Source organism: Novosphingobium sp. ERW19 (assembly GCF_012641315.1).
In the GTDB taxonomy this organism is placed as follows: Bacteria; Pseudomonadota; Alphaproteobacteria; order Sphingomonadales; family Sphingomonadaceae; genus Novosphingobium.
Window position 1 is genome coordinate 378,342 of the sequence record NZ_JABAIC010000004.1, and the last position, 19,132, is coordinate 397,473.

Genomic DNA, 19,132 nt, shown 5'->3' on the forward strand with positions numbered 1-19,132 from the left:
GCCACGGGGCGGAGCATAGAAACTCTTGCGCGTTCCAACCGTTATCACTTGACTCTTGAGCCACGGAGGCCATTTCGCGCATCATGACCAGCGTACAACCGCTGTCGGCCAATGCCGGCACCGCACCCAAGACTCCTTACACCCCCGCCGCGCTGCACGATCTCGTGCTGCAGTCGCTTGACGACGATCAGGCGCAGGAGGTCGTGTCCATCCCGCTTGAGGGCAAGAGCTCCGTTGCCGATTACATGGTGATCGCCTCGGGCCGATCGACCCGTCAGGTCGCCGCAATGGCGCAGAAGCTGGCCGAGCGCATCAAGCACGGCGGTTTCGGCCACGTGCGGATCGAAGGGCTTCCCGCGGCAGACTGGGTGCTGATCGATGCGGGCGACGTGGTCGTCCACCTTTTCCGCCCGGAAGTGCGCACGTTCTACAACCTCGAACGCATGTGGGCCTTCGGAGACGCTGGCGCGGCGTGAGTTCGTGAAGTGCGCCCTTGGCTTCCGCCAAGGGCTTGCGGCTGCATTTTCGCCAGGGGATTCTCTTGCGGTGTAAATCCCGCTAGACCCCGCCCATGCTGCTCCACGTCATCGCCCGCGGAAAGATCGGTCGTTCGCCCGAGGCCGAGCTGGTCGAGCGTTATGCCAAGCGCATTTCGTGGGGCTGGAAGATGACCGAGCTGCCCGACCGGGGCGGCTCCATCCCCCCACCATCGCAGACGCCCGCCCGCACTGTCGCGCTTGATGAACGCGGCAAGCAGCTGACCTCAAGCGAGTTCGCGGCAATCCTTGGCCGGTGGCGCGATGATGGCGTACGCGAATGCCGCTTCCTGATCGGCGCGGCGGACGGTCATGATGACCCTTTGCGCGATTCCGCCGACCTGCTCATTGCCTTTGGCAAGGCCACTTGGCCGCACATGATGGCGCGCGCCATGCTCGCCGAACAGCTCTGGCGCGCGACCAGCATTCTCGCTGGCCATCCCTATCACCGCGAAGGATAGTGGCGGCATGACGTCACGCCTTGCCTTTGCCTTCATATGCCTGTCGCTGGCTGGCGTGTTGGGCTGGCAGGTCACGGCGCAGCAGGCCACGCCCTATGCCGATGCCGGTGAGGCCCGCGAGGTGCTGCGCCGTGCGGGGCAGGCACTGGCCCAATCGCGCAGCCGCGCCGAACAGCTCGAACAGGCCGCGCGCAAGGTTACCGCCGAGGCGGACCGCACGGCGCGCGAAGCCGCCGCTGTCGCTGCCCGCATCCAGCAGTCCGAGGCCGAGATCCAGCTGGCGCAGGCGAAGATCGTGCTGATCGATCGCCAGCGCGAAACCTTGCGCAACCGCATGGCCGAGCGGCAGGAGCCGGTCGTGCGTCTTACCGCCGCGCTGCAGATGATGGCCCGCCGCCCGCTCGCTTTCAGTCTCGTACGCGCCGATTCGGTGCGCGACACCATCCACCTGCGCGCAGTGATGGAGACCATGCTCCCCGAAGTGCAGCGGCGCACTGCCTCCCTGCGCGCCGAAATCGTGCGCGGTCGCAAGCTGCAGGATGCAGCGCGTCTCGCCGCGCAGCAATTGCGCGAAGGTGAAAAGTCCCTCGGCGCCCGCCGCACCGAACTTGCCGCCCTTGAGAGCCGCCAGCGGCTGGCATCGCGCGCGGCGCAGGGCGTTGCCGCGCAGGAATCCGATCGTACCCTGGCGCTGGCCGAACAGACCCGCGACCTGTCCGGCCTGATGGGCAAGCTCGAAGCCGACGGTGCCTTGCGCCAGCAACTTGCCGCACTCCCCGGCCCGGTGCTGCCGCCGGTTCGTCCGGGCGAGGTACTCAAGGTGCTGGACGCGCCGCCGCCGCTCCTCGCTACATCCACGCCGAAGCTCGCCTGGATCATGCCGGTCTCGGGCCGTCTCGTCTCGGGCTTCGGCGCGCAGTCGCCTACGGGCCTGACAACGGGCGTTTCGCTCGCGCCTGCGGGAGGCGCGCAAGTCGTCTCCCCCGCCGATGGCCGCGTCGCCTTTGCCGGGCCCTATCGCGGCTATGGCACCATCGTCATCGTCGAACATTCCGGCGGCTGGACCACGCTCGTCACCAATCTCGGCCGCGTTGCGGCGCGGGTGGGTGACAAGGTCGTGCAAGGCTCGCCACTGGGAATCGCCGGGCCGGGCCGTCCGGTCCTCACGGTCGAGTTGCGCCGCGATGGCACCCCGGTAAACCCGCTCGACGTGCGCGGCTGACGACGCTGGTCGGACGCCAACTGCAGTTTGTCGACGAAGCGGGCTCGCCCTGTCCCAAAACCTCATCTGGTGTTAATTCAGAGCCGGTTATAGAACCGCTGCAATGATTGCCTCTTCGCGAAAGGCCCCCGGGCACATGAAGTTCGCCCCACTGCTGCGCGCAACCGCGCTCGTTACCGCTGTTGCGCTGATCCCTGCCGCGACCACCGGCCTTGCCGCCGTCGACGCCAAGTCCGGCCCCGAGTTTGGCAAGCTCATGGCCGTCTACGAACGGATCAAGTCCAGCTATGTCGAGCCGGTCGACGACGACAAGCTGCTCAAGGGCGCGATCGACGGCATGCTCGCCACGCTCGATCCGCACAGCGCTTATCTTGACGCGCGCGATTTCGAGAACCTGCGCACCCAGACCGAAGGGTCCTACGGCGGGCTGGGCCTGTCGGTCACCATGGACGACGGCGCGGTCAAGGTCATCGCGCCGACCAAGGGCAGCCCGGCAGACCTCGCCGGCATCAAGGCGGGCGACTTCATCACCCACCTCGATGGCAAGCTGATCTACGGCGGTTCGCTTGACGAGGCGGTCGATCAGATGCGCGGCGTCCCCGGCACGCAGATCAAGCTCAGCGTCTTCCGACCCGGCCGCGACGAACCGTTCGATGTCACCATCACGCGCAAGATCATCGAATTGAAGCCCGTCGAGCTCGAAATGAAGGGCAATGTCGCCGTCATTTCGGTCTCCAGCTTCAGCGCCGACGTCGGCGCTTCGGTCCAGCGCGCCTGGAACGATGCCAAGGCGAAGTCCGGCGGCAAGGTCACCGGCCTCGTGCTCGACCTGCGCGGCAACCCCGGTGGCCTGCTCGATGAAGCCGTGGCCCTGTCGGACCTGTTCCTCGACAAGGGCACGATCGTCTCGCAGCGGGGCCGCTATGCCCGCGATACCGAGGTCTACCCGGCAGAGATCGACACCAAGGGCGATATCGCCAAGGGCATTCCGATGATCGTCCTTATCGACGAAGGCTCGGCCTCGGCGTCGGAAATCGTCGCAGGGGCCCTGCAGGACCAGCACCGCGCCGTGGTCATGGGCCAGCGCAGCTTCGGCAAGGGCAGCGTGCAGACGCTGATCCCGCTCACCCGCGATACCGCCGTCAAGCTCACCACCGCGCGCTACTACACGCCTTCGGGCCGCAGCGTGCAGGAAGGCGGCATCGATCCCGATATCACCGTGCCGCAGATTTCCGACCCCGACCTGCGCAAGCGCCAGCTGCGCTCCTACCGCGAGAGCGACCTGCGCGGCCACCTGATCAACGAGATCAAGCTCGAGGACAAGGACCTCGAGAAGGACAAGATCGAGGACCCGCGCTTCAAGATGACGCCGGAAGAACTGAAGGCGAAGGACATCAAGGATTTCCAGCTGTACTACGCCGTGCAGACCCTGAACCGGACCCAGCCGCGCGCCGCGCTTGCAGCGAAGATGAAGCGCTAATAAGGCGCTGCCCATGACTTCGCAGCAGTCCCGCAACGTCGCCTACGCGCTTGCCCTGATCGTCCCCGCCGCGCTGATGGGCGGGGCGCTGATCTCGCAATACGTGTTCGGGCTTTATCCCTGCCAGATGTGCTGGTGGCAGCGCTATCCGCACATCGCTGCGATCGTTCTGGCGGTTCTGGCGCTTGCGATGAAGGGTAAGGGCTCCGGCGATCTGGCAGTGACGCTCGCCGCCACCGCCATCGGCATTTCCGGCCTGATCGGCGGGTTTCATGCCGGCGTCGAATATGGCTGGTGGGAAGGCGTCACCGCTTGCTCGACCGTTGCTGGCGGCGGCAATCCCTTGGATGCGATCATGAATGCCCCGGTCGTGCGCTGTGACCATGCCCCATGGGACCTCTTCGGAATCAGCCTCGCCGGGTTCAATTTCCTGATCTCGACAGCAGGCGCGATCCTTGTGTTTGCGCTGCTCGGCAAGAGCCGCAAGGGAGCGTGAGATGACCAAATTCGCCGAAATGCTGCGCGTCGATCAGGCCGGCGAATTCGGCGCGACGCGGATCTACGCAGGCCAGCTTGCCGTGATGGGCAACCGCGCACCGCATTCGGCAGAAATCGCCGCAATGGCCGAGCAGGAAGCCGGACACCGCGAAAAGTTCGACGCCCTGATCGCCAAACGCGGCGTGAGGCCCACCGCACTCCAGCCGGTATGGTCGGCAGCAGGCTTTGCCCTTGGCGCGGCCACCGCCCTGATCGGCCCCGAAGCGGCGATGGCCTGCACCGCCGCGATCGAGACCGAGATTGACCGGCACTACACCGAACAGCTCGATGAACTGGGCGACGAAGACCCCGAACTCGCCGCGATGATCCGCGAATTCCGCGATGATGAGCGCGAGCATCGCGATGCCGCGCTGGCGGCAGGCGCGGAAAAGGCGCCCGCCTACCCAGTGCTGTTCCACGCCATCCGCCTCGGCTGCCGCGCCGCCATTGCACTTTCCAAGCGGATTTGATCCAGCGCAGGGAACTGCGCTCCTTCATCTACCATTCACAGGCAGCGCGCCCTATATCGGGGCAAGCCTGACCGGAGACCGATGATGAAGCGCCTGATCCCTGCCGCCCTGCTGCTGTCCAGCGCCTTTGCCGCTCCGGCCCTTGCGCAAGCGGACCAGCCGCTGGTCGATCCCTCGGGCGAGAAGGTCAACCAGCTGATCGTCTATGGCGACGATCCCTGCCCCAAGTCCGAAGGCAGCACGATCACCGTCTGCGCGCGCAAGGAAGAGGAAGAGCGCTTCCGCATTCCCAAGCCGCTGCGCGACAATCCCAACGCCCTTGTCAATCAGGCCTGGAGCCAGAAGGTCCGCGCTTATGAGACGGTCGGCAACTTCGGCACCAATTCCTGCTCGGCCGTGGGCGCTGGCGGCGCCACCGGCTGTCTTTCCCGCCTGATCGATCGTGCCTATGCCGAGAAGAAGAACAGCACCGACGTCCAGTTCGGCAAGCTGATCGAGGAAGAACGCGCCAAGCGTCTCGAGACGATCGATGCCGATGCCGCCGCCGAACAGGCGCGGGTCGAGCAGATCGAGAAGGAATACGAAGCAAGGCTGAAGCGCGAACGGGAGCAAGCCGGGGAGCAGGCTCCGGCTACCCCCGCGCCCGCGCAGCCCTGAAGATCGAATGTGCGGTCTTCCCTCCCGCAGGCGGGAGGGGTTGGGGGTGGGCACCGGCGACAGCCGGTAAAATCACCCCGCCAACGAAATCACCCCAGCGCGATATCCGGCGCGTCTTCCTGCTTCATGCCGACAGTGTGATACCCGGCATCGACATGATGCGTCTCGCCGGTCACGCCCGATGACAGGTCCGAAAGCAGGTAGAGGCCCGCGCCGCCCACGTCCTCGATGGTCACGTTGCGGCGCAGCGGGCTGTTCAGCTCGTTCCACTTGAGGATGTAGCGGAAGTCGCCGATGCCGCTGGCGGCCAGCGTCTTGATCGGTCCTGCCGAAATGGCATTCACGCGCACGCCCGAAGGCCCGCAGTCGTTGGCAAGGTACTTCACGCTGGTTTCCAGCGCCGCCTTGGCCACGCCCATCACGTTGTAGTGCGGCACGACCTTCTCCGCGCCGTAATAGGTCAGCGTCAGGATCGAACCGCCGTTCGGCATCATCTCCATGGCCCGCTTGGTCACCGCCACCAGGCTGTAGGCGGAGATGTTCATGGTCATCAGGAAATTGTCGAGCGTGGTGTCGTAGAACTTTCCGCGCAGCTGGGTCTTGTCCGAATAGCCGATGGCGTGGACGATGAAGTCGATCGTCGGCCACTTGGCTTTCAGCGTCTCGAACGTCTGGTCGAGCGCGGCCATGTCGGACACGTCGCATTCGATCAGGAAATCGCTGCCAAGGCTCGCTGCCAGCGGTCGCACGCGCTTTTCCAGCGCCTCGCCCTGATAGGAAAAGGCCAGTTCAGCGCCATGTTCGTGAAGCAGCTTGGCAATGCCCCAGGCGAGCGACTTGTCGTTGGCGAGGCCCATGATCAGGCCGCGCTTGCCTTGCATAAGTCCGGTCATGCGTCAGTGTTCTCGCTTCTTGTCTCGTTCCCGGCGCTTGTGCGCGATGCGCGTGCGCGATTGTCAGCCTGGCCCAGCATGTCGCGCTCTTCCGGCGTTTCGGCAAGTGCGGCGTTGAGTTCGGCCCCCACAACCATCCCTAAGCCCACAAGCCAGAAAAAGAAAAGGGCGATCATCACCCCGGCAAGACTTCCATAGGTCAGATCGTAGGAAAAGAACGTCCGCAAGGCGGTGGGCAGCAGCGTCGTCACCACGATCCACCAGACCGTCACGAACAGCGCCCCCGGCCACTTCGGATAGCCGCGCCCGCGATAGGCGCCGGGCGTCAGCGAAATGAACAGCAGCCACAGCGCGCCATAAAGAACCGCAGCCGGAATGAAGCGCGACAGGGCAAGGCTGCCAAGCAGATCGGCAAATTGCGGCAGCCACGCCTCGATCACCTCCTGCGCCGCACCGATCACGACCTGGGCGAAAATGGCGAGAAGGATCAGCACAACCGACGCCAGCGTGATTCCGGTCGATGCCAGCCGGTATCGCCAGAAGGCGTGCTCCCAGCGCGTGCCATAGGCGCGGCGCAAGATGTCGCGGATCGTCTCGACCAGACTGCCGACCGTCCACAGGCCGAAGATTCCGCCGATCCACAGCAGCCATCCGGTCCGCGCCTCGATCACGCTTCTGGCAACGGGCTCGATCGTCGTCGCAACGACCGGAGGCAAGGCGATCAGCACTGTATCGATTGCGGCGGCGCGCTGGCTGGCCTCGCCGATGAACGAGAACAGCGCGGCCCCCGTGATGAAGAACGGGAACAGCGCAATCACGATCATGTAGGCCAGATTGCCGGCATGGATCGAGCCGTCGTTGAACACGCCGGTCCACACCCGTTTGATCACTTCCCAGGCCTTGCTGCCGGGACCAAGCTTCTCGCGGGCCTCGGCAAGGCCTGAGCGCCAGCGCAGTGCTTCACGCCGCCGGGCTTCGGGCGAAAGATCCGGCATGTCGACAAGTGGGCGGGGCCCCGGCGGGGTCTGGCCGGGGGCGTTCACTCAGACACCAAGCTTGTCACGAAGGTTGCGCATGTCCGCCCAACCCTCGAGACGCGCTTTCAGGTCCCCGTCATCTGCCGGAAGATCGATCTGCAGCGTCACCAGCTGGTCACCGCGCGTGCCGTCCTTGCGGGTAAAGCCCTTGCCCTTGAGGCGCAGCGTGCGCCCGCTCGAACTGCCCGGCGCAACGGTGAGCATGACCGCGCCGTCGACAGTCGGCACCTTCACCTTGGCGCCGTTCAGCGCCTCGGCCAGGCTGATCGGCAGGTCGAGCCGGATGTTGTCGCCGTCGCGCTCGTAGAACGGGTGGCTGCCGATCTCGAGCGTGACGATGGCATCGCCATTGCCGCCGGGGCCGGGCTCGCCCTTGCCGGCCAGCCGCATCTGCTGGCCGCTTTCCAGCCCCGCAGGCAGCTTGAGATCGATCGTCTTGCCGTCAGACAAGGTGATGCGCTGGTTCGCGCGCGTTGCCGCATCGATGAACGATACCTGCAGGCGGTAGTTCACATTGGCGCCCTTGGGGGGAGGGCCACGGCGTGCGCCGCCTCCCATGCCGCCCATACCACCCATGCCGCCGCGCCCGCCGAACAGCCCCTCGAAGATGTCGCCGATGTCGGGGCCCCCGCCGAAGCCGCCTTCGAAACCGCCATCGTGGCGGAAACCGCCCTGATGCCCGCCGAAGCCGCCGCCGCCACCGAACCCGCCGCCGAACGGGCCGGTCGGGTTGCCATCGGCGTCGATTTCGCCACGGTCGAACTTGGCCCGCTTGTCCTTGTCGGACAGCAGGTCATAGGCGCGGGTCACTTCGGAAAAGCGCTCCGTTGCCTTGGGGTTGTCCTTGTTGGTGTCCGGGTGCAGTTCCTTGGCCAGCTTGCGATAGGCAGACTTGATGTCCTTCTCGCTTGCGCTGCGGGGAACGCCCAGGGTGGAATACGGATCGGCCATGGCTCTCTAGCTAGGGCGCGCGCGGCCTGCCCGCAAGGTTGGCTTTCCTACATCGCAGCAGAAGAGTAGGCCGGTCCCATGCAATTGATCCCGGTCATGGAAAACCGCTCCCGCCAAGCCAGACTGCCCATCGAGGCAGGGAGCCCGGCCGTTCAGAAAACCCCGCCGGAGAGTTTTCTCTGGACTGTGTAAACCCCGTAAACCCCTTTCAGGAAATTCCAGTGCAACCTGAACAGAATTCCGACGCGATCCCCCACGCCGATCCCATCGCGATCTTCGAATCGTGGTTCGCGCAGGCCCAGGCCAGCGAGCCCAACGACCCCAATGCGATGGCGCTGGCCACCTCCACGCCCGATGGCCACCCCTCGGTGCGGATGGTGCTGCTCAAGGGCCACGGCCCGGACGGCTTCGTGTTCTACACCAACTTCCACAGCCGCAAGGGCGGGGAGCTGGCGGCAAATCCCAACGTCGCGCTGCTGTTCCACTGGAAGTCGCTGCGCCGCCAGATCCGCATCGAAGGCACGATTGCCGAAGTCACGGCCGCGGAGGCCGACGCCTACTTCGCCAGCCGGCATCCCGAATCCCGGCTCGGCTCGGCGGCGTCCGACCAGTCGCGCCCGCTGCCCGACCGGCAGGTCTACCTTGACCGGGTCGATGCGCTGCGGCAGCAGTACCCCGATGGCAATGTGCCGCGCCCGGCGCACTGGTCCGGTTACCGCGTGACCCCTTCGGCAATCGAGTTCTGGCAGGATCGCGACTACCGCCTCCACGAACGCCGCCGCTTCGTTGGCGACGGCGCAGGCGGCTGGACCAGCACCCTGCTTTACCCTTAAGGGCCTGAAACATGGACATGACCCGCACCGACACCCACGCCGACCTCAATCGCAAGGCGGCGCTTGCCAGCATTTCGGTGGCGGTGCTGCTGGTCGGCATGAAAGCGTGGGCGGTCCTGTCCACCGGGTCGACCGCCATGCTCGGCTCGCTCGCGGATACCGCGCTCGACCTCGTGGCAAGCCTTGCGACCTTGCTCGGCGTGTGGGTCGCCTCGCAGCCCGATGACCACAACCACCGCTTCGGGCACGGCAAGGCCGAGGCGCTGGCGGCGATGTTCCAGGTCGTGCTGATCTCAATCTCGGCCATCGGCCTTGCCTTCCGCGCGGTCGGGCAGTTCCTCGGGCAGGCGCAAGTGGCCGAGGCCGAATCGGGTGTCGTCGTCTCGACCATTGCGCTTGGCGCCACGCTGGCACTGCTGGCCTACCAGCGCCACGTCATCCGGCAGACCGGCAGCCTGGCCATCAGCACCGACAACGTCCACTACAAGTCCGACCTGTTCCTCAACCTCGCGGTCATCGCCGCGCTGGTGCTCGACACTTACGTGGGCATCAAGGGCGCGGATGCGGTGTTCGCGTTCGGCATCGCGCTGTGGCTGGCATGGGGCGCGTGGGGCGCATCGCAGGAAGCCGTCGATCAGCTGATGGACCACGAATGGCCGCTCGAAAAGCGCGAGCGCTTTCTCGAGGTCGTTGCCCAGCACCCTGAACTGAAGGGCCTCCACGATCTGCGCACCCGCACCAGCGGCAACCGCGATTTCGTCCAGTTCCACGTCTGGGTCGACGGACGCATGACCGTGACCGAGGCGCATCGTGTTATGGACGAGATCGAGGACAAGCTGATGGCGGAGTTCCCCGGCGTCGAGATCCTCATCCACCCCGATCCCGAAGGGCTGGTCGACGAGGACATGATGGGCGCGGAGAATCTGCTCAGCCCAGGTCCCGACGGTACCAGCCCGGCCATCCTCGCCCAAGGTGCGCCCAATACTTGAGGACAGCCGCGTGACCGATTCGAAAGTCCCCTACTTCCACGTCGATGCCTTCACCGCCCGCGCGCTGGGTGGCAATCAGGCGGCGGTGATGATGCTCGAGGCCTGGCCGGACGACGCGACGCTGCAGGCGATCGGTGCCGAGAACATGTTCGCCGAGACCGCGTTTCTGGTGCCCGATCACACCGGCGCGGCCGATTTCGAACTGCGCTGGTTTACCCCTGCGGTCGAAGTCGCGATGTGCGGACACGCCACGCTGGCATCGGGGCACGTGGTGCTGGCGCAGGACCCGATGCAAGGCCGCGTCACTTTCTCGACGCGCAAGGCCGGCGTGCTTGAAGTTGCGCGCGATGGCGATCGCTATGTGCTTTCGCTCCCGGCCGTGCCCACCGTTCCGGGCACCTTCGATGAGGCCGTGCCCCTGCTCGGGCCGGGGCAGCCGAGCGAGGTCTGGCAGACCGAAGGCTACAACATCTTCCATTACGCCACGCCCGACGAAGTCCTTGCACTCGCTCCCGATTTCAAGGCGCTCCTCCGGTTCGGCGACGTCCAGTTCATCGCTACCGCGCCGGGCGCGGGGCATCCCTCCGGCGCGGATATCGTCAGCCGCGTGTTCGTGCCGGGCGGCGGGATTGACGAGGACGCGGCCACCGGGTCGGCCCACGCGGCGCTGACGCCATATTGGGTCGCCAAGCTCGGCCGCATGACGTTCTCGGCGTATCAGGCCTCGGCACGCGGCGCGGACTTCATCTGCCGCCTGGAAGGTGATCGCGTGCTGCTGGGCGGGGATTGCGTGACGGTCGTGGAAGGCCTCTTCCGCCTCCCGTAAGCCACCGCCCTAACTGTAGAGCGCCACCACGTCTGCCAGGCCGTCGACCAGCGGGGCCAGCTTGTCGTCCTGCGTCTTGCCGAGGCGGACCACGGTGAGGCCCCGGCTCGGGCTGACCATGACGTACTGGCCGAGATGGCCGATGCAGGCGAACAGGTCCTTCGGGCCGCGTTCGGGAAACAGCGAGGAATCGCCGTTCGTCGGGGTTCGGTTGAGCCAGATCTGCGCGCCGTACTGCGCTTCGCGCGGGGAGGGCATGACCATGAACTCGATCCACTGCCGCGGGATGATCTGCGCGCCCTTGACCGAGCCCTTGTTGCGCAGGAACTCGCCGAACTTCGCCCAGTCACGCGCGGTGCCGTGGATCAGCGAACCGCCGATCAGCGTGCCCGAGGCGTCGAACTCGGGCAGCATCGATTTCATGCCGACCGGTTCGAACAGGCGGGTACGCAGGTAGTCGGACACGGCCTGGCGGCGATTCTCGGGGTTCGGCGCAGGCGAGAGCACGCGCGCCGCGAGATCGGCAAGGATCACACTGGTCGCCGAGGAGTACTCGAACTTGCGGCCCGGCTCTGCTTCAAGCGGCTGGTCCTCGGCATAGCGCGCCATGTCGTCACGCCCGTCAAGGAACAGCATGCGCACTTCATCGGATTCGTAGACCGGATCGATCGCCTCGGAATGGCGCAGGCCCGAGCGCATCTGCAGCAGCTGGCGCAGTGTGATCTCGCCGCGCGGGTCGCCGGGGCGCTGCCACGCCGGAACCGGCGCGGTCTCGTCGAGCCGCAGGCGCCCGTCGGACACCAGCATCCCGATCATCACGCCAGTGACCGACTTGGCCATCGACCAGCTGACGAAGCGGGTGTTCTCGTGATAGCCCTCGGCATAACGCTCAGCGACGATACGACCGTTCTTCATCACGATGACGGCGCGCGTCTCGCCCATCTCGGGAGCGAACAGGGCATCGACGGCGCGGGCGAGCTTCTCACGGCTGGTGCCCGGCTCCTTGACCACTGCCTTCAGTGCCTCTTCCGAGACGGGCGGCGGCCCATCGGCCTCATTCGTCCCCCGCGAACAGGCAGCCACGGCTGGCAGCAGCGCGAGGGTCAGGATAAGGGAGAGCGAGCGGCGGGCCATCGGGCCAGTCCTTTCGACCAGAATCGGCAGTCATGGCAACCGGCAACCACAGTTCCCCCACAGCTCCGTCACTGACGATCGCGCCCAAGCGCAGCTGGCGCTGGCGCGCGCTGCTGATTGCACTGGCTCTGCTGCTTGCGGTGCTTGCGACGTTCTGGCCGGCAATTCACGGCTATGCGACGACAGGAGCCAGCTATGGCGCGCGCGTCGCGTGTTCGTGTCGCTTTGTCGGCGGACGCGAACTGTCGGATTGCCGCAAGGACTTCGAGCCGGGGATGGAACTGGTGTCCCTGAGCGAGGACGCCGAGGCCAAGAGCGTGACAGCGCGCTTCGCCCTCGTGTTCAGCCAGACCGCAACCTATCGCAAGGGGCCGGGCTGCATGCTCGAGCCCTGGAAGAAATAGGGCGCAAGAACTGAAGGTTCAGGCGTCCCAACGCTTGGTCGAATCGATCCAGCCGCCGCCGATCACCCGCTCGCCCGCATAGAGCACTGCGGCCTGCCCCGGGGCGACGCCGTATTCGGGCTGCAGGAAGCGAATCGTCGCAGTGGCGCCTTCGCCGAACGGGCCATCGAGTTCGACCGGGACGGGCTTGGCCAGCGAGCGCACCTTTGCCGTCAGCGGGCCTGCCGGGAGCGGGCCGATGCGGTTGGTTTCCGTGATCGTCGCGCGGCTGACGGCCAGCATCGGGCGCGGTCCCACCAGCACGCGGCGCTGCGGTGCGTCGAGGCCGATCACGTAGAGCGGTTCGGGCTGCCCGCCGATCTCGAGGCCGCGTCGCTGGCCGACGGTATAGTGAATGATGCCGCGATGGTGCCCGAGCACTTCGCCAGTGGCGGCATGGACGATCTCGCCCGGCGCATCGCCCTCGGGGCGTACCGAACGGACGATTCTGGCGTAGTCGCCATCGGGCACGAAGCAGATGTCCTGGCTGTCGGGCTTGGCGGCGACGACGAGGCCCATGTCCTCGGCAATGCGCCGCGTCTCGGTCTTGGGCAATCCGCCTAGAGGAAAGCGCAGGAAATCGAGCTGGGCCTCGGTCGTGCCATAGAGAAAGTAGGACTGGTCGCGCGCGGGATCGAACGCGCGGTGGAGTTCGGGGCCGTCAGCACCGACCACGCGGCGCACGTAGTGGCCGGTGGCAAGGCAATCTGCGCCAAGTTCGCGCGCCATCGCCAGCAGATCGGTAAACTTCGGCCCCATGTTGCAGCGGACGCAGGGAATCGGAGTCCGACCGTTGAGATAATCGTCGGCAAAGCGTTCGACCACTTCCTCGCGGAAGCTCGATTCGTGATCGAAGACATAGTGCGCGATGCCCAGGCGGTCGGCCACGGCGCGCGCATCGCGGATGTCATCACCGGCGCAGCAGGCACCCTTGCGCCCGGTTGCCGCGCCATAATCGTAAAGTTGCAGGGTTACGCCGATCACTTCGGCGCCGCTTGCTGCAGCGATTCCCGCGACGACCGAACTGTCGACGCCGCCCGACATGGCGACGACGATGCGCCGCGCCTTGAGCGGTTGCGGCAGGTCGAAAAGATCGGGAAGTGTTGCCGTATCGAGCATGGTGCGCGCCATAGTCGGTTTGGCGCCGCAGCGCAAAGCGTGCCGCACGGCGCGGCATTGGACTGCCACAAGATAAACAACAGCTAAACGGGCCCTTTACCGGACCTTAGCCATCTCGCGCCTAGAAGCACGGCGATGGATATGAGTTTGAACGATCACGCGGCGTTTTTCGGCGGCGACACGGCTTTGGCGGCCGGGACCGGATTGCGTCCGCTGTCTTGGCACGGGCTGTGCGCCCGCATTGCCGCAACGCAGGATTTGCGTCGATCGCTGGGTGCCGACGGAGAGCACGGCGATGCCGAACGCGGTGGCAGCTTTCACCGGCTCACTGCTGCATTCATTGCGTCGAACGTGCAGGGCAATCCGGCGCATGAACGAGTCGTTAACCCAACCTCTTCAGCGAATAGCAAAGCCGATTTGGGCACATTCGCCGCCGATATGACCGTGACGCGGCAGGGCCGCGCCGAAGCACGAGATTGACATGATCGAGAACCAGAAAATCCGTCCGGCACAAGTCATCGGCCCGCTCGGGGAGCCCCTGACGATCGATAGTCTGCCGCCTGCCAACACCACGCGCTGGGTCGTTCGTCGCAAGGCGGAAGTCGTCGCGGCCGTGAACGGCGGGCTCCTTACTATCGACGAGGTCTGCGAGCGCTACAACCTCACGCTCGAGGAGTTTGCATCGTGGCAGCGCGCGGTCGACCGCTCGGGCATGCAGGGCCTGCGCGTGACCCGTATCCAGCATTATCGCGATCTCTACGAGCGACAGCTCAAGTATTGATCGCAAGCACCAGCTCCATCCGCGGCGGCCGCTTCCTTCGGGAGGCGGCCGTTGTTCTTTTGGGCATCTGTTCCGTTGTTTGCCTGCACTGCAAAGGTCGCCGACCGGTTACAAAAAGTTACAGGTGCAAGAAAGACACGGTGTCCATTTCGGCATAAGTCCTTCGTCGAGACGGAATTGCGCCTCGTCGGAAGGGTAGCTATTGCAGTGCAATGACCTGCCATACGGCGGTGCCGCATGCTTGCGGCAAGTGCGTTATGAATGTAACACACCTACTCGAATTCCAAGGGGCCTGCCCTCGCCCCGCTACGGGACGAAGGCATTGACGAACATGAACTACGAAACGACGATCAACGCCGACAACGCAGCCTCGCCCATGTTTGACGGAGAGGGTGACGGTCAGCGGTCGTCCCGACGGCTCTGGATCATCGGCGCGGTTGTTGTGGCGGTCCTGGCCGGGGTGTGGTTCCTGATGCACCGGGGCGATGGCAATGCCGCCGCTGATGCGCAGGAATCGCAGGCGCAGGTCGTGACCGTCGTGGTGCCCGGCACCACCACCATCGCCGGAACCATCACGGCCAGCGGCACGATTGCCGCGCGGCGCGAGATGCCGGTCGGGGTCGCCGGAGAAGGCGGGCAGATCGTCCAGGTGCTGGTGGATGCGGGCGACTGGGTCCGTGCAGGCCAGGTCCTTGCCGTGATCGACCGGTCGGTGCAGGGCCAGCAGATCGCGAGCCAGGCCGCAAACGTCGAAGTGGCCGCCGCCGATGCCCGCCTCGCGCAGGCCAACCTCGATCGTGCGCTGAAGCTGGTGGAGCGCGGCTTCATCTCGAAGGCAGACATCGATCGGCTCACTGCCACCCGCGACGCAGCCAATGCGCGGGTGCGCGTGGCACGGGCGAGCCTTGGCGAACTCGGCGCCCGCGCCGCGCGCCTGAACATCGTCGCGCCGGCGGCGGGCCTTGTCCTGACGCGCGCGGCCGAACCGGGCCAGATCGTCACTCCGGGTTCGGGTGTCCTGTTCTCGATGGCGCGTGATGGGCAGATGGAAATGCAGGCGCGCCTGTCGGAGTCCGATCTTGCGCGTCTTTCCGTCGGGGCGAGCGCGGACGTCACGCCAGTTGGCACAGACCGCAAGTTCTCGGGCCAGGTCTGGCAGCTCTCGCCGACGATCGACCAGACCAGTCGCGAAGGGATCGCGCGCATTGCCCTTGCCTACGACAAGGTCCTGCGCCCCGGCGGTTTTGCCACCGCAACGCTGGTGTCGGGCACGACCAATGCCCCGCTTCTCCCGGAATCGGCCATCCTCAGCGACGACAAGGGCTCATACGTCTTCGTGATCGACAAGGACGACAAGGCGGTCCGCCGCGCGGTCAAGACCGGTCAGGTCAGTGCCAAAGGCATCGCCGTGGTCGAAGGCCTTTCGGGCAGCGAACGGATCGTGCTGCGGGCCGGCGGCTTCCTCAATCCGGGGGACAAGGTCCGGCCGGTCGTTCAGAAATAAGGGCTGGCGATGAACTTCCAGAACATCTCGGCCTGGTGCATCCGCAACCCAGTCGTACCCATCGTCCTGTTCCTCGGGCTTACGCTCGCGGGCCTCGTCTCGTTCATGCAGATGAAGGTCCAGGACAATCCGGACATCGAATTCCCGGTCGTCATCGTCCAGATCAGCCAGCCCGGCGCTGCGCCGACGGAAATCGAGAACCAGATCACGCAGCGTGTCGAATCCGCCGTGCGTTCGATCGCCGGTGTCGACACCCTGACTTCTACCGCCTCTGAAGGCAGCAGCCAGACGCAGGTCCAGTTCAAGATCGGCCAGGACATCAACGCCGCGGTCAACGAGGTCAAGAACAAGGTCGACCAGATCCGTTCCGACCTGCCCGAGGGAATCCTCGAGCCGCAGGTCTTCAAGGTCGAGACATCGTCCAACCCGATCGCCTATTTTGCCGTCGCGGCCGACGACATGACCATCGAGCAGCTTTCGTGGTTCATTGACGACACGATCGCCAAGCGCCTGCTGACCGTGCCCGGCATGGCCGAAGTCAGCCGTTCGGGCGGGGTCAATCGCGAGATCGCCGTCACGCTCGATCCGATGAAGATGACGAGCCTCGGTGTGACGGCAAGCCAGGTCAACGCGGCGCTGCGCCAGGTCAACATCAACGCGGCCGGCGGCAAGACCGAAGTGGCCGGTTCGCGCCAGTCTGTTCGCGTCCTTGGCAATGCGAAGAGCGCGTATGAACTGTCCCAGACCGAGATCAATCTAAGCGGCAATCGTACGGTGCGTCTGTCCGACGTTGCCGATGTCAGCGATTCCTACAGCGAACTGACCTCGATCGCGAAGTTCAACGGCAAGCCTGTCGTCACCTTCTCGTTCTCGCGTGCCCGCGCCGAATCCGACGTGTCGGTCTATGACGGCGCGCTCAAGGAAATGGAGAAGATCAAGCAGGAGCAGGGCGGCAAGATCCACTTCGAGCTCCTGTTCACCTCGGTCATCCAGACCAAAGATCAGTATCGTTCCTCGATGAACGCGATGGTCGAGGGCGCTGTGCTGGCGGTGGTCGTGGTGTTCCTGTTCCTGCGGGACTGGCGCGCGACGATCGTCTCGGCGCTGGCCATTCCCCTGTCCTCGATTCCCACGTTCTGGGTGCTGGACCTGATGGGCTTCACGCTCAACCAGATGTCGCTGCTGGCCCTGGGGCTTGTCGCGGGCGTGCTGGTCGATGACGCGATCGTCGAGATCGAGAATATCGTCAGACACATGCGAATGGGCAAGACCGCCTATCAGGCGGCAATCGACGCGGCCGACGAGATCGGTCTCGCCGTTGTGGCGACGACTTTCTCGATCGTCGCCGTGTTCTTCCCCGTGGCGCTGATGCCCGGCGTATCCGGCCAGTTCTTCAAGAACTTCGGCCTGACCGTGGTCATCTCGGTCCTGTTCTCGCTGCTGGTTGCGCGCATGATCACGCCGATGATCGCGGCCTATTTCCTGCAGGCGCATGGCGAGGCCGAGCACGGCACCGGGCCGTGGATGGACAAGTACATGAAGGTGCTGGGCTGGTCGCTCGATACCTCGAAGGCGAGGGCCTACCGCGCCGAGCATCCGCGCCGCCGCTTCCGCGCGCGCCTGCGCGACCACCGGTTGTGGATGATGGGCATCGGGGCCGGTGCCTTCGTGCTGACCATCGTCATGTTCATGTCGATCCCCGCACAGTTCTTCCCCGACGCCGACAGCGATTCGAGCACGGTAACCATCGAGATGGTCCCCGGCACGACTCTGCAGCAGACCGAGCGCAAGGTGGGCGAGGTCGTCGCCCTGCTCGCCAAGCAGCCCGAGGTGGAATCGCAGCTGGCCTCGGTGCGCGAGGGACGCGGCAACATCTACGTCAACCTCCGGCCCGACCGTGAGCGGACGAGCCTGGTCTTCGAACGCGAACTGACCCCGCAACTGCAGTCGATCTCCGACATCCGGGCGAACTTCCAGGCCCAGGGGCCGAGCGGTCCGGGTGGTGGTTCGGGCCGACCGATCAGCATCATGCTGGCCGGGTCGGATCCCGAATTGCTGCAGAAGACTGCACAGACGCTGGTCGATCAGATGAGCACGCTGCCGCTTGTCGTGGCGCCGCGCATCAGCGCCGATCTGCGTCGGCCTGAAGTGATCATCAAGCCAAGGCTCGATCTTGCGGCAAGCCTCGGCGTGACGACGCAGACCCTGAGCCAGGTGATCCGCATCGCGACGCAGGGCGAAATCGACCAGAACAGCGCGAAGTTTTCGCTGTCCGATCGCCAGGTGCCAATCCGCGTGAAGCTGCCCGAAGCCTCGCGCCGCGACTTGTCGACGCTGGAAAATCTGCCGGTGCCGACTGCATCCGGTGGCTCGGTTCCGCTATCGCGCGTGGCCGAGATCGATTTCGGTTCGGGGCCAACGCAGATCCAGCGCTACAACCAGAGCCGCCGCGTCTTCGTTGGTGCGGACTTGCCGCCGGGCGTGGTCAAGGGCGATGCCATGAACGCCATCGCGAAGCTGCCGGTGATGAAGAACCTGCCGCAGGGCGTTTCCAACACGGCGGCGGGCGAAGACAAGTTCCAGGCCGAGCTGATGTACAACTTCGTCATCGCCGTCGCCTCGGGCATCCTGCTGGTGTTCTCGGTGCTGGTGCTGCTCTACCACCGCTTCATCTCGCCGCTGGTCAACATGGGCTCGTTGTTCCTGGCGCCGCTGGGCGGATTGCTGGCGATCTGGCTGATGGGGCAGGCCCTTTCTCTGCCCGTGTTCATCGGCATTCTCATGCTGTTCGGCATCGTGGCGAAGAACTCGATCCTGCTGATCGACTTCGCGATCGAGGAGATGGCGACTGGCCAGGAAAAGCTTGCTGCCATTACCGAGGCTGGGCACAAGCGCGCACAGCCGATCATCATGACCACCGTAGCCATGGTTGCGGGCATGATCCCGACTGCGGTCTCGGTTGGCGGCGATGGCGGATGGCGTGCGCCGATGGGCATCGTGGTGATCGGCGGGCTTACCCTGTCCACGGCCCTGACGCTGCTGATCGTGCCGGCAGGCTTCAGCCTCGCCGATGGTCTCGAAAAGCGTCTGGGTCCATGGCTTGCCCGCAAGGTTCTCGGCCATGAACCTGCGCCGCAGCCGGCCCACGCCGCCAAGCCGGTCATACCCGCAATGCGGAACGAACCGCAGCACGAGGCATTTCCGGCGGAGTGACCGCCGAATTGCCACAGCCAGTCGAAGCCGCGCCTTCGATCTCCAG

Annotated in this window: 20 protein-coding genes; 15 read left to right on the forward strand and 5 right to left on the reverse strand. The window is 65.4% G+C overall.

All coding sequences use genetic code 11. The annotated features are described in order from the left end of the window. The first annotated feature begins 83 nt into the window (after nt 1-83). The 7 genes from rsfS to HGI46_RS10510 all read left to right on the forward strand — a co-directional run bounded on the left by rsfS (nt 84) and on the right by HGI46_RS10510 (nt 5,363). Complete coding sequence (gene rsfS, locus HGI46_RS10480) at nt 84-476, forward strand: ribosome silencing factor (RefSeq protein WP_039337819.1); 393 nt, start codon at nt 84-86, stop codon at nt 474-476. A gap of 95 nt (nt 477-571) precedes the next feature. Next, nucleotides 572-997 carry a 23S rRNA (pseudouridine(1915)-N(3))-methyltransferase RlmH gene (locus tag HGI46_RS10485; RefSeq protein WP_168904098.1) on the forward strand — a complete coding sequence of 142 codons (426 nt, stop codon included), beginning with the start codon at nt 572-574 and terminating at the stop codon, nt 995-997. A 7-nt stretch (nt 998-1,004) separates the two neighbouring features. Then, the gene (locus tag HGI46_RS10490) at nt 1,005-2,219 is read left to right on the forward strand and encodes a peptidoglycan DD-metalloendopeptidase family protein (protein WP_168904099.1); all 1,215 of its coding nucleotides are present in this window, start codon (nt 1,005-1,007) and stop codon (nt 2,217-2,219) included. 136 nt (nt 2,220-2,355) lie between these two features. Continuing rightward, nucleotides 2,356-3,699, forward strand: coding sequence for a S41 family peptidase (locus HGI46_RS10495; RefSeq protein ID WP_118072858.1), 1,344 nt, complete (start codon nt 2,356-2,358; stop codon nt 3,697-3,699). A gap of 13 nt (nt 3,700-3,712) precedes the next feature. Further along, entirely contained in the window at nt 3,713-4,195 is a 483-nt protein-coding gene (locus HGI46_RS10500; RefSeq protein WP_168904100.1) for a disulfide bond formation protein B, read from the forward strand. Nucleotide 4,196: 1 nt separating this feature from the next. Next, the gene (locus HGI46_RS10505) at nt 4,197-4,706 is read left to right on the forward strand and encodes a demethoxyubiquinone hydroxylase family protein (RefSeq protein ID WP_118072860.1); all 510 of its coding nucleotides are present in this window, start codon (nt 4,197-4,199) and stop codon (nt 4,704-4,706) included. A gap of 81 nt (nt 4,707-4,787) precedes the next feature. Then, nucleotides 4,788-5,363 carry a hypothetical protein gene (locus HGI46_RS10510; RefSeq protein ID WP_168904101.1) on the forward strand — a complete coding sequence of 192 codons (576 nt, stop codon included), beginning with the start codon at nt 4,788-4,790 and terminating at the stop codon, nt 5,361-5,363. Nucleotides 5,364-5,452: 89 nt separating this feature from the next. Here the strand turns inward: HGI46_RS10510 and fabI are convergent, their stop codons facing one another. Genes fabI through HGI46_RS10525 form a run of 3 tightly spaced genes read right to left on the reverse strand, consistent with a single transcriptional unit; the run spans nt 5,453 to nt 8,244 of the window. Then, nucleotides 5,453-6,256 (reverse strand): enoyl-ACP reductase FabI, encoded by an 804-nt coding sequence (gene fabI / locus HGI46_RS10515; RefSeq protein WP_168904102.1) that lies wholly within the window; start codon nt 6,254-6,256, stop codon nt 5,453-5,455. Continuing rightward, the gene (locus HGI46_RS10520) at nt 6,253-7,251 is read right to left on the reverse strand and encodes a YihY/virulence factor BrkB family protein (protein WP_118074605.1); all 999 of its coding nucleotides are present in this window, start codon (nt 7,249-7,251) and stop codon (nt 6,253-6,255) included. The genes fabI and HGI46_RS10520 overlap by 4 nt, the downstream gene beginning before the upstream one ends. A gap of 48 nt (nt 7,252-7,299) precedes the next feature. Then, nucleotides 7,300-8,244, reverse strand: coding sequence for a DnaJ C-terminal domain-containing protein (locus HGI46_RS10525; RefSeq protein ID WP_168904103.1), 945 nt, complete (start codon nt 8,242-8,244; stop codon nt 7,300-7,302). A gap of 221 nt (nt 8,245-8,465) precedes the next feature. On the opposite strand from HGI46_RS10525, the gene pdxH reads away from it, so the two are divergent. From pdxH to HGI46_RS10540, 3 genes are read left to right on the forward strand one after another with little or no spacing between them, the layout of a single operon-like run. Beyond that, nucleotides 8,466-9,077: a pyridoxamine 5'-phosphate oxidase gene (gene pdxH, locus HGI46_RS10530; RefSeq protein ID WP_168904104.1), complete on the forward strand. Its 612-nt coding sequence runs from the start codon at nt 8,466-8,468 to the stop codon at nt 9,075-9,077. Nucleotides 9,078-9,088: 11 nt separating this feature from the next. Further along, the gene (locus tag HGI46_RS10535) at nt 9,089-10,066 is read left to right on the forward strand and encodes a cation diffusion facilitator family transporter (protein WP_168904105.1); all 978 of its coding nucleotides are present in this window, start codon (nt 9,089-9,091) and stop codon (nt 10,064-10,066) included. Between the two features lie 10 nt (nt 10,067-10,076). Beyond that, nucleotides 10,077-10,892: a PhzF family phenazine biosynthesis protein gene (locus HGI46_RS10540; RefSeq protein ID WP_168904106.1), complete on the forward strand. Its 816-nt coding sequence runs from the start codon at nt 10,077-10,079 to the stop codon at nt 10,890-10,892. Nucleotides 10,893-10,901: 9 nt separating this feature from the next. Here the strand turns inward: HGI46_RS10540 and HGI46_RS10545 are convergent, their stop codons facing one another. After that, nucleotides 10,902-12,026 (reverse strand): serine hydrolase, encoded by a 1,125-nt coding sequence (locus tag HGI46_RS10545; protein WP_168904107.1) that lies wholly within the window; start codon nt 12,024-12,026, stop codon nt 10,902-10,904. A gap of 32 nt (nt 12,027-12,058) precedes the next feature. Here HGI46_RS10545 and HGI46_RS10550 point away from each other — a divergent pair, with 32 nt between their 5' ends. After that, a complete protein-coding gene (locus HGI46_RS10550) occupies nt 12,059-12,430 on the forward strand; it encodes a hypothetical protein (protein WP_168904108.1) in 372 nt (123 codons plus the stop codon). Between the two features lie 18 nt (nt 12,431-12,448). On the opposite strand, the gene mnmA is transcribed toward HGI46_RS10550, so the two are convergent. Beyond that, a complete protein-coding gene (gene mnmA / locus HGI46_RS10555; protein ID WP_118074607.1) occupies nt 12,449-13,588 on the reverse strand; it encodes a tRNA 2-thiouridine(34) synthase MnmA in 1,140 nt (379 codons plus the stop codon). Nucleotides 13,589-13,729: 141 nt separating this feature from the next. Between mnmA and HGI46_RS10560 the strand changes: the two genes are divergently transcribed. The 4 genes from HGI46_RS10560 to HGI46_RS10575 all read left to right on the forward strand — a co-directional run bounded on the left by HGI46_RS10560 (nt 13,730) and on the right by HGI46_RS10575 (nt 19,086). Further along, entirely contained in the window at nt 13,730-14,068 is a 339-nt protein-coding gene (locus tag HGI46_RS10560) for a hypothetical protein (protein WP_168904109.1), read from the forward strand. A 1-nt stretch (nt 14,069) separates the two neighbouring features. Further along, a complete protein-coding gene (locus HGI46_RS10565) occupies nt 14,070-14,369 on the forward strand; it encodes a DUF1153 domain-containing protein (protein WP_118072866.1) in 300 nt (99 codons plus the stop codon). A gap of 331 nt (nt 14,370-14,700) precedes the next feature. After that, complete coding sequence (locus HGI46_RS10570; RefSeq protein ID WP_118072867.1) at nt 14,701-15,873, forward strand: efflux RND transporter periplasmic adaptor subunit; 1,173 nt, start codon at nt 14,701-14,703, stop codon at nt 15,871-15,873. 9 nt (nt 15,874-15,882) lie between these two features. After that, nucleotides 15,883-19,086, forward strand: a complete 3,204-nt coding sequence (locus tag HGI46_RS10575) for an efflux RND transporter permease subunit (protein WP_168904110.1) — start codon at nt 15,883-15,885, stop codon at nt 19,084-19,086. The last annotated feature ends 46 nt before the right edge of the window (nt 19,087-19,132 follow it).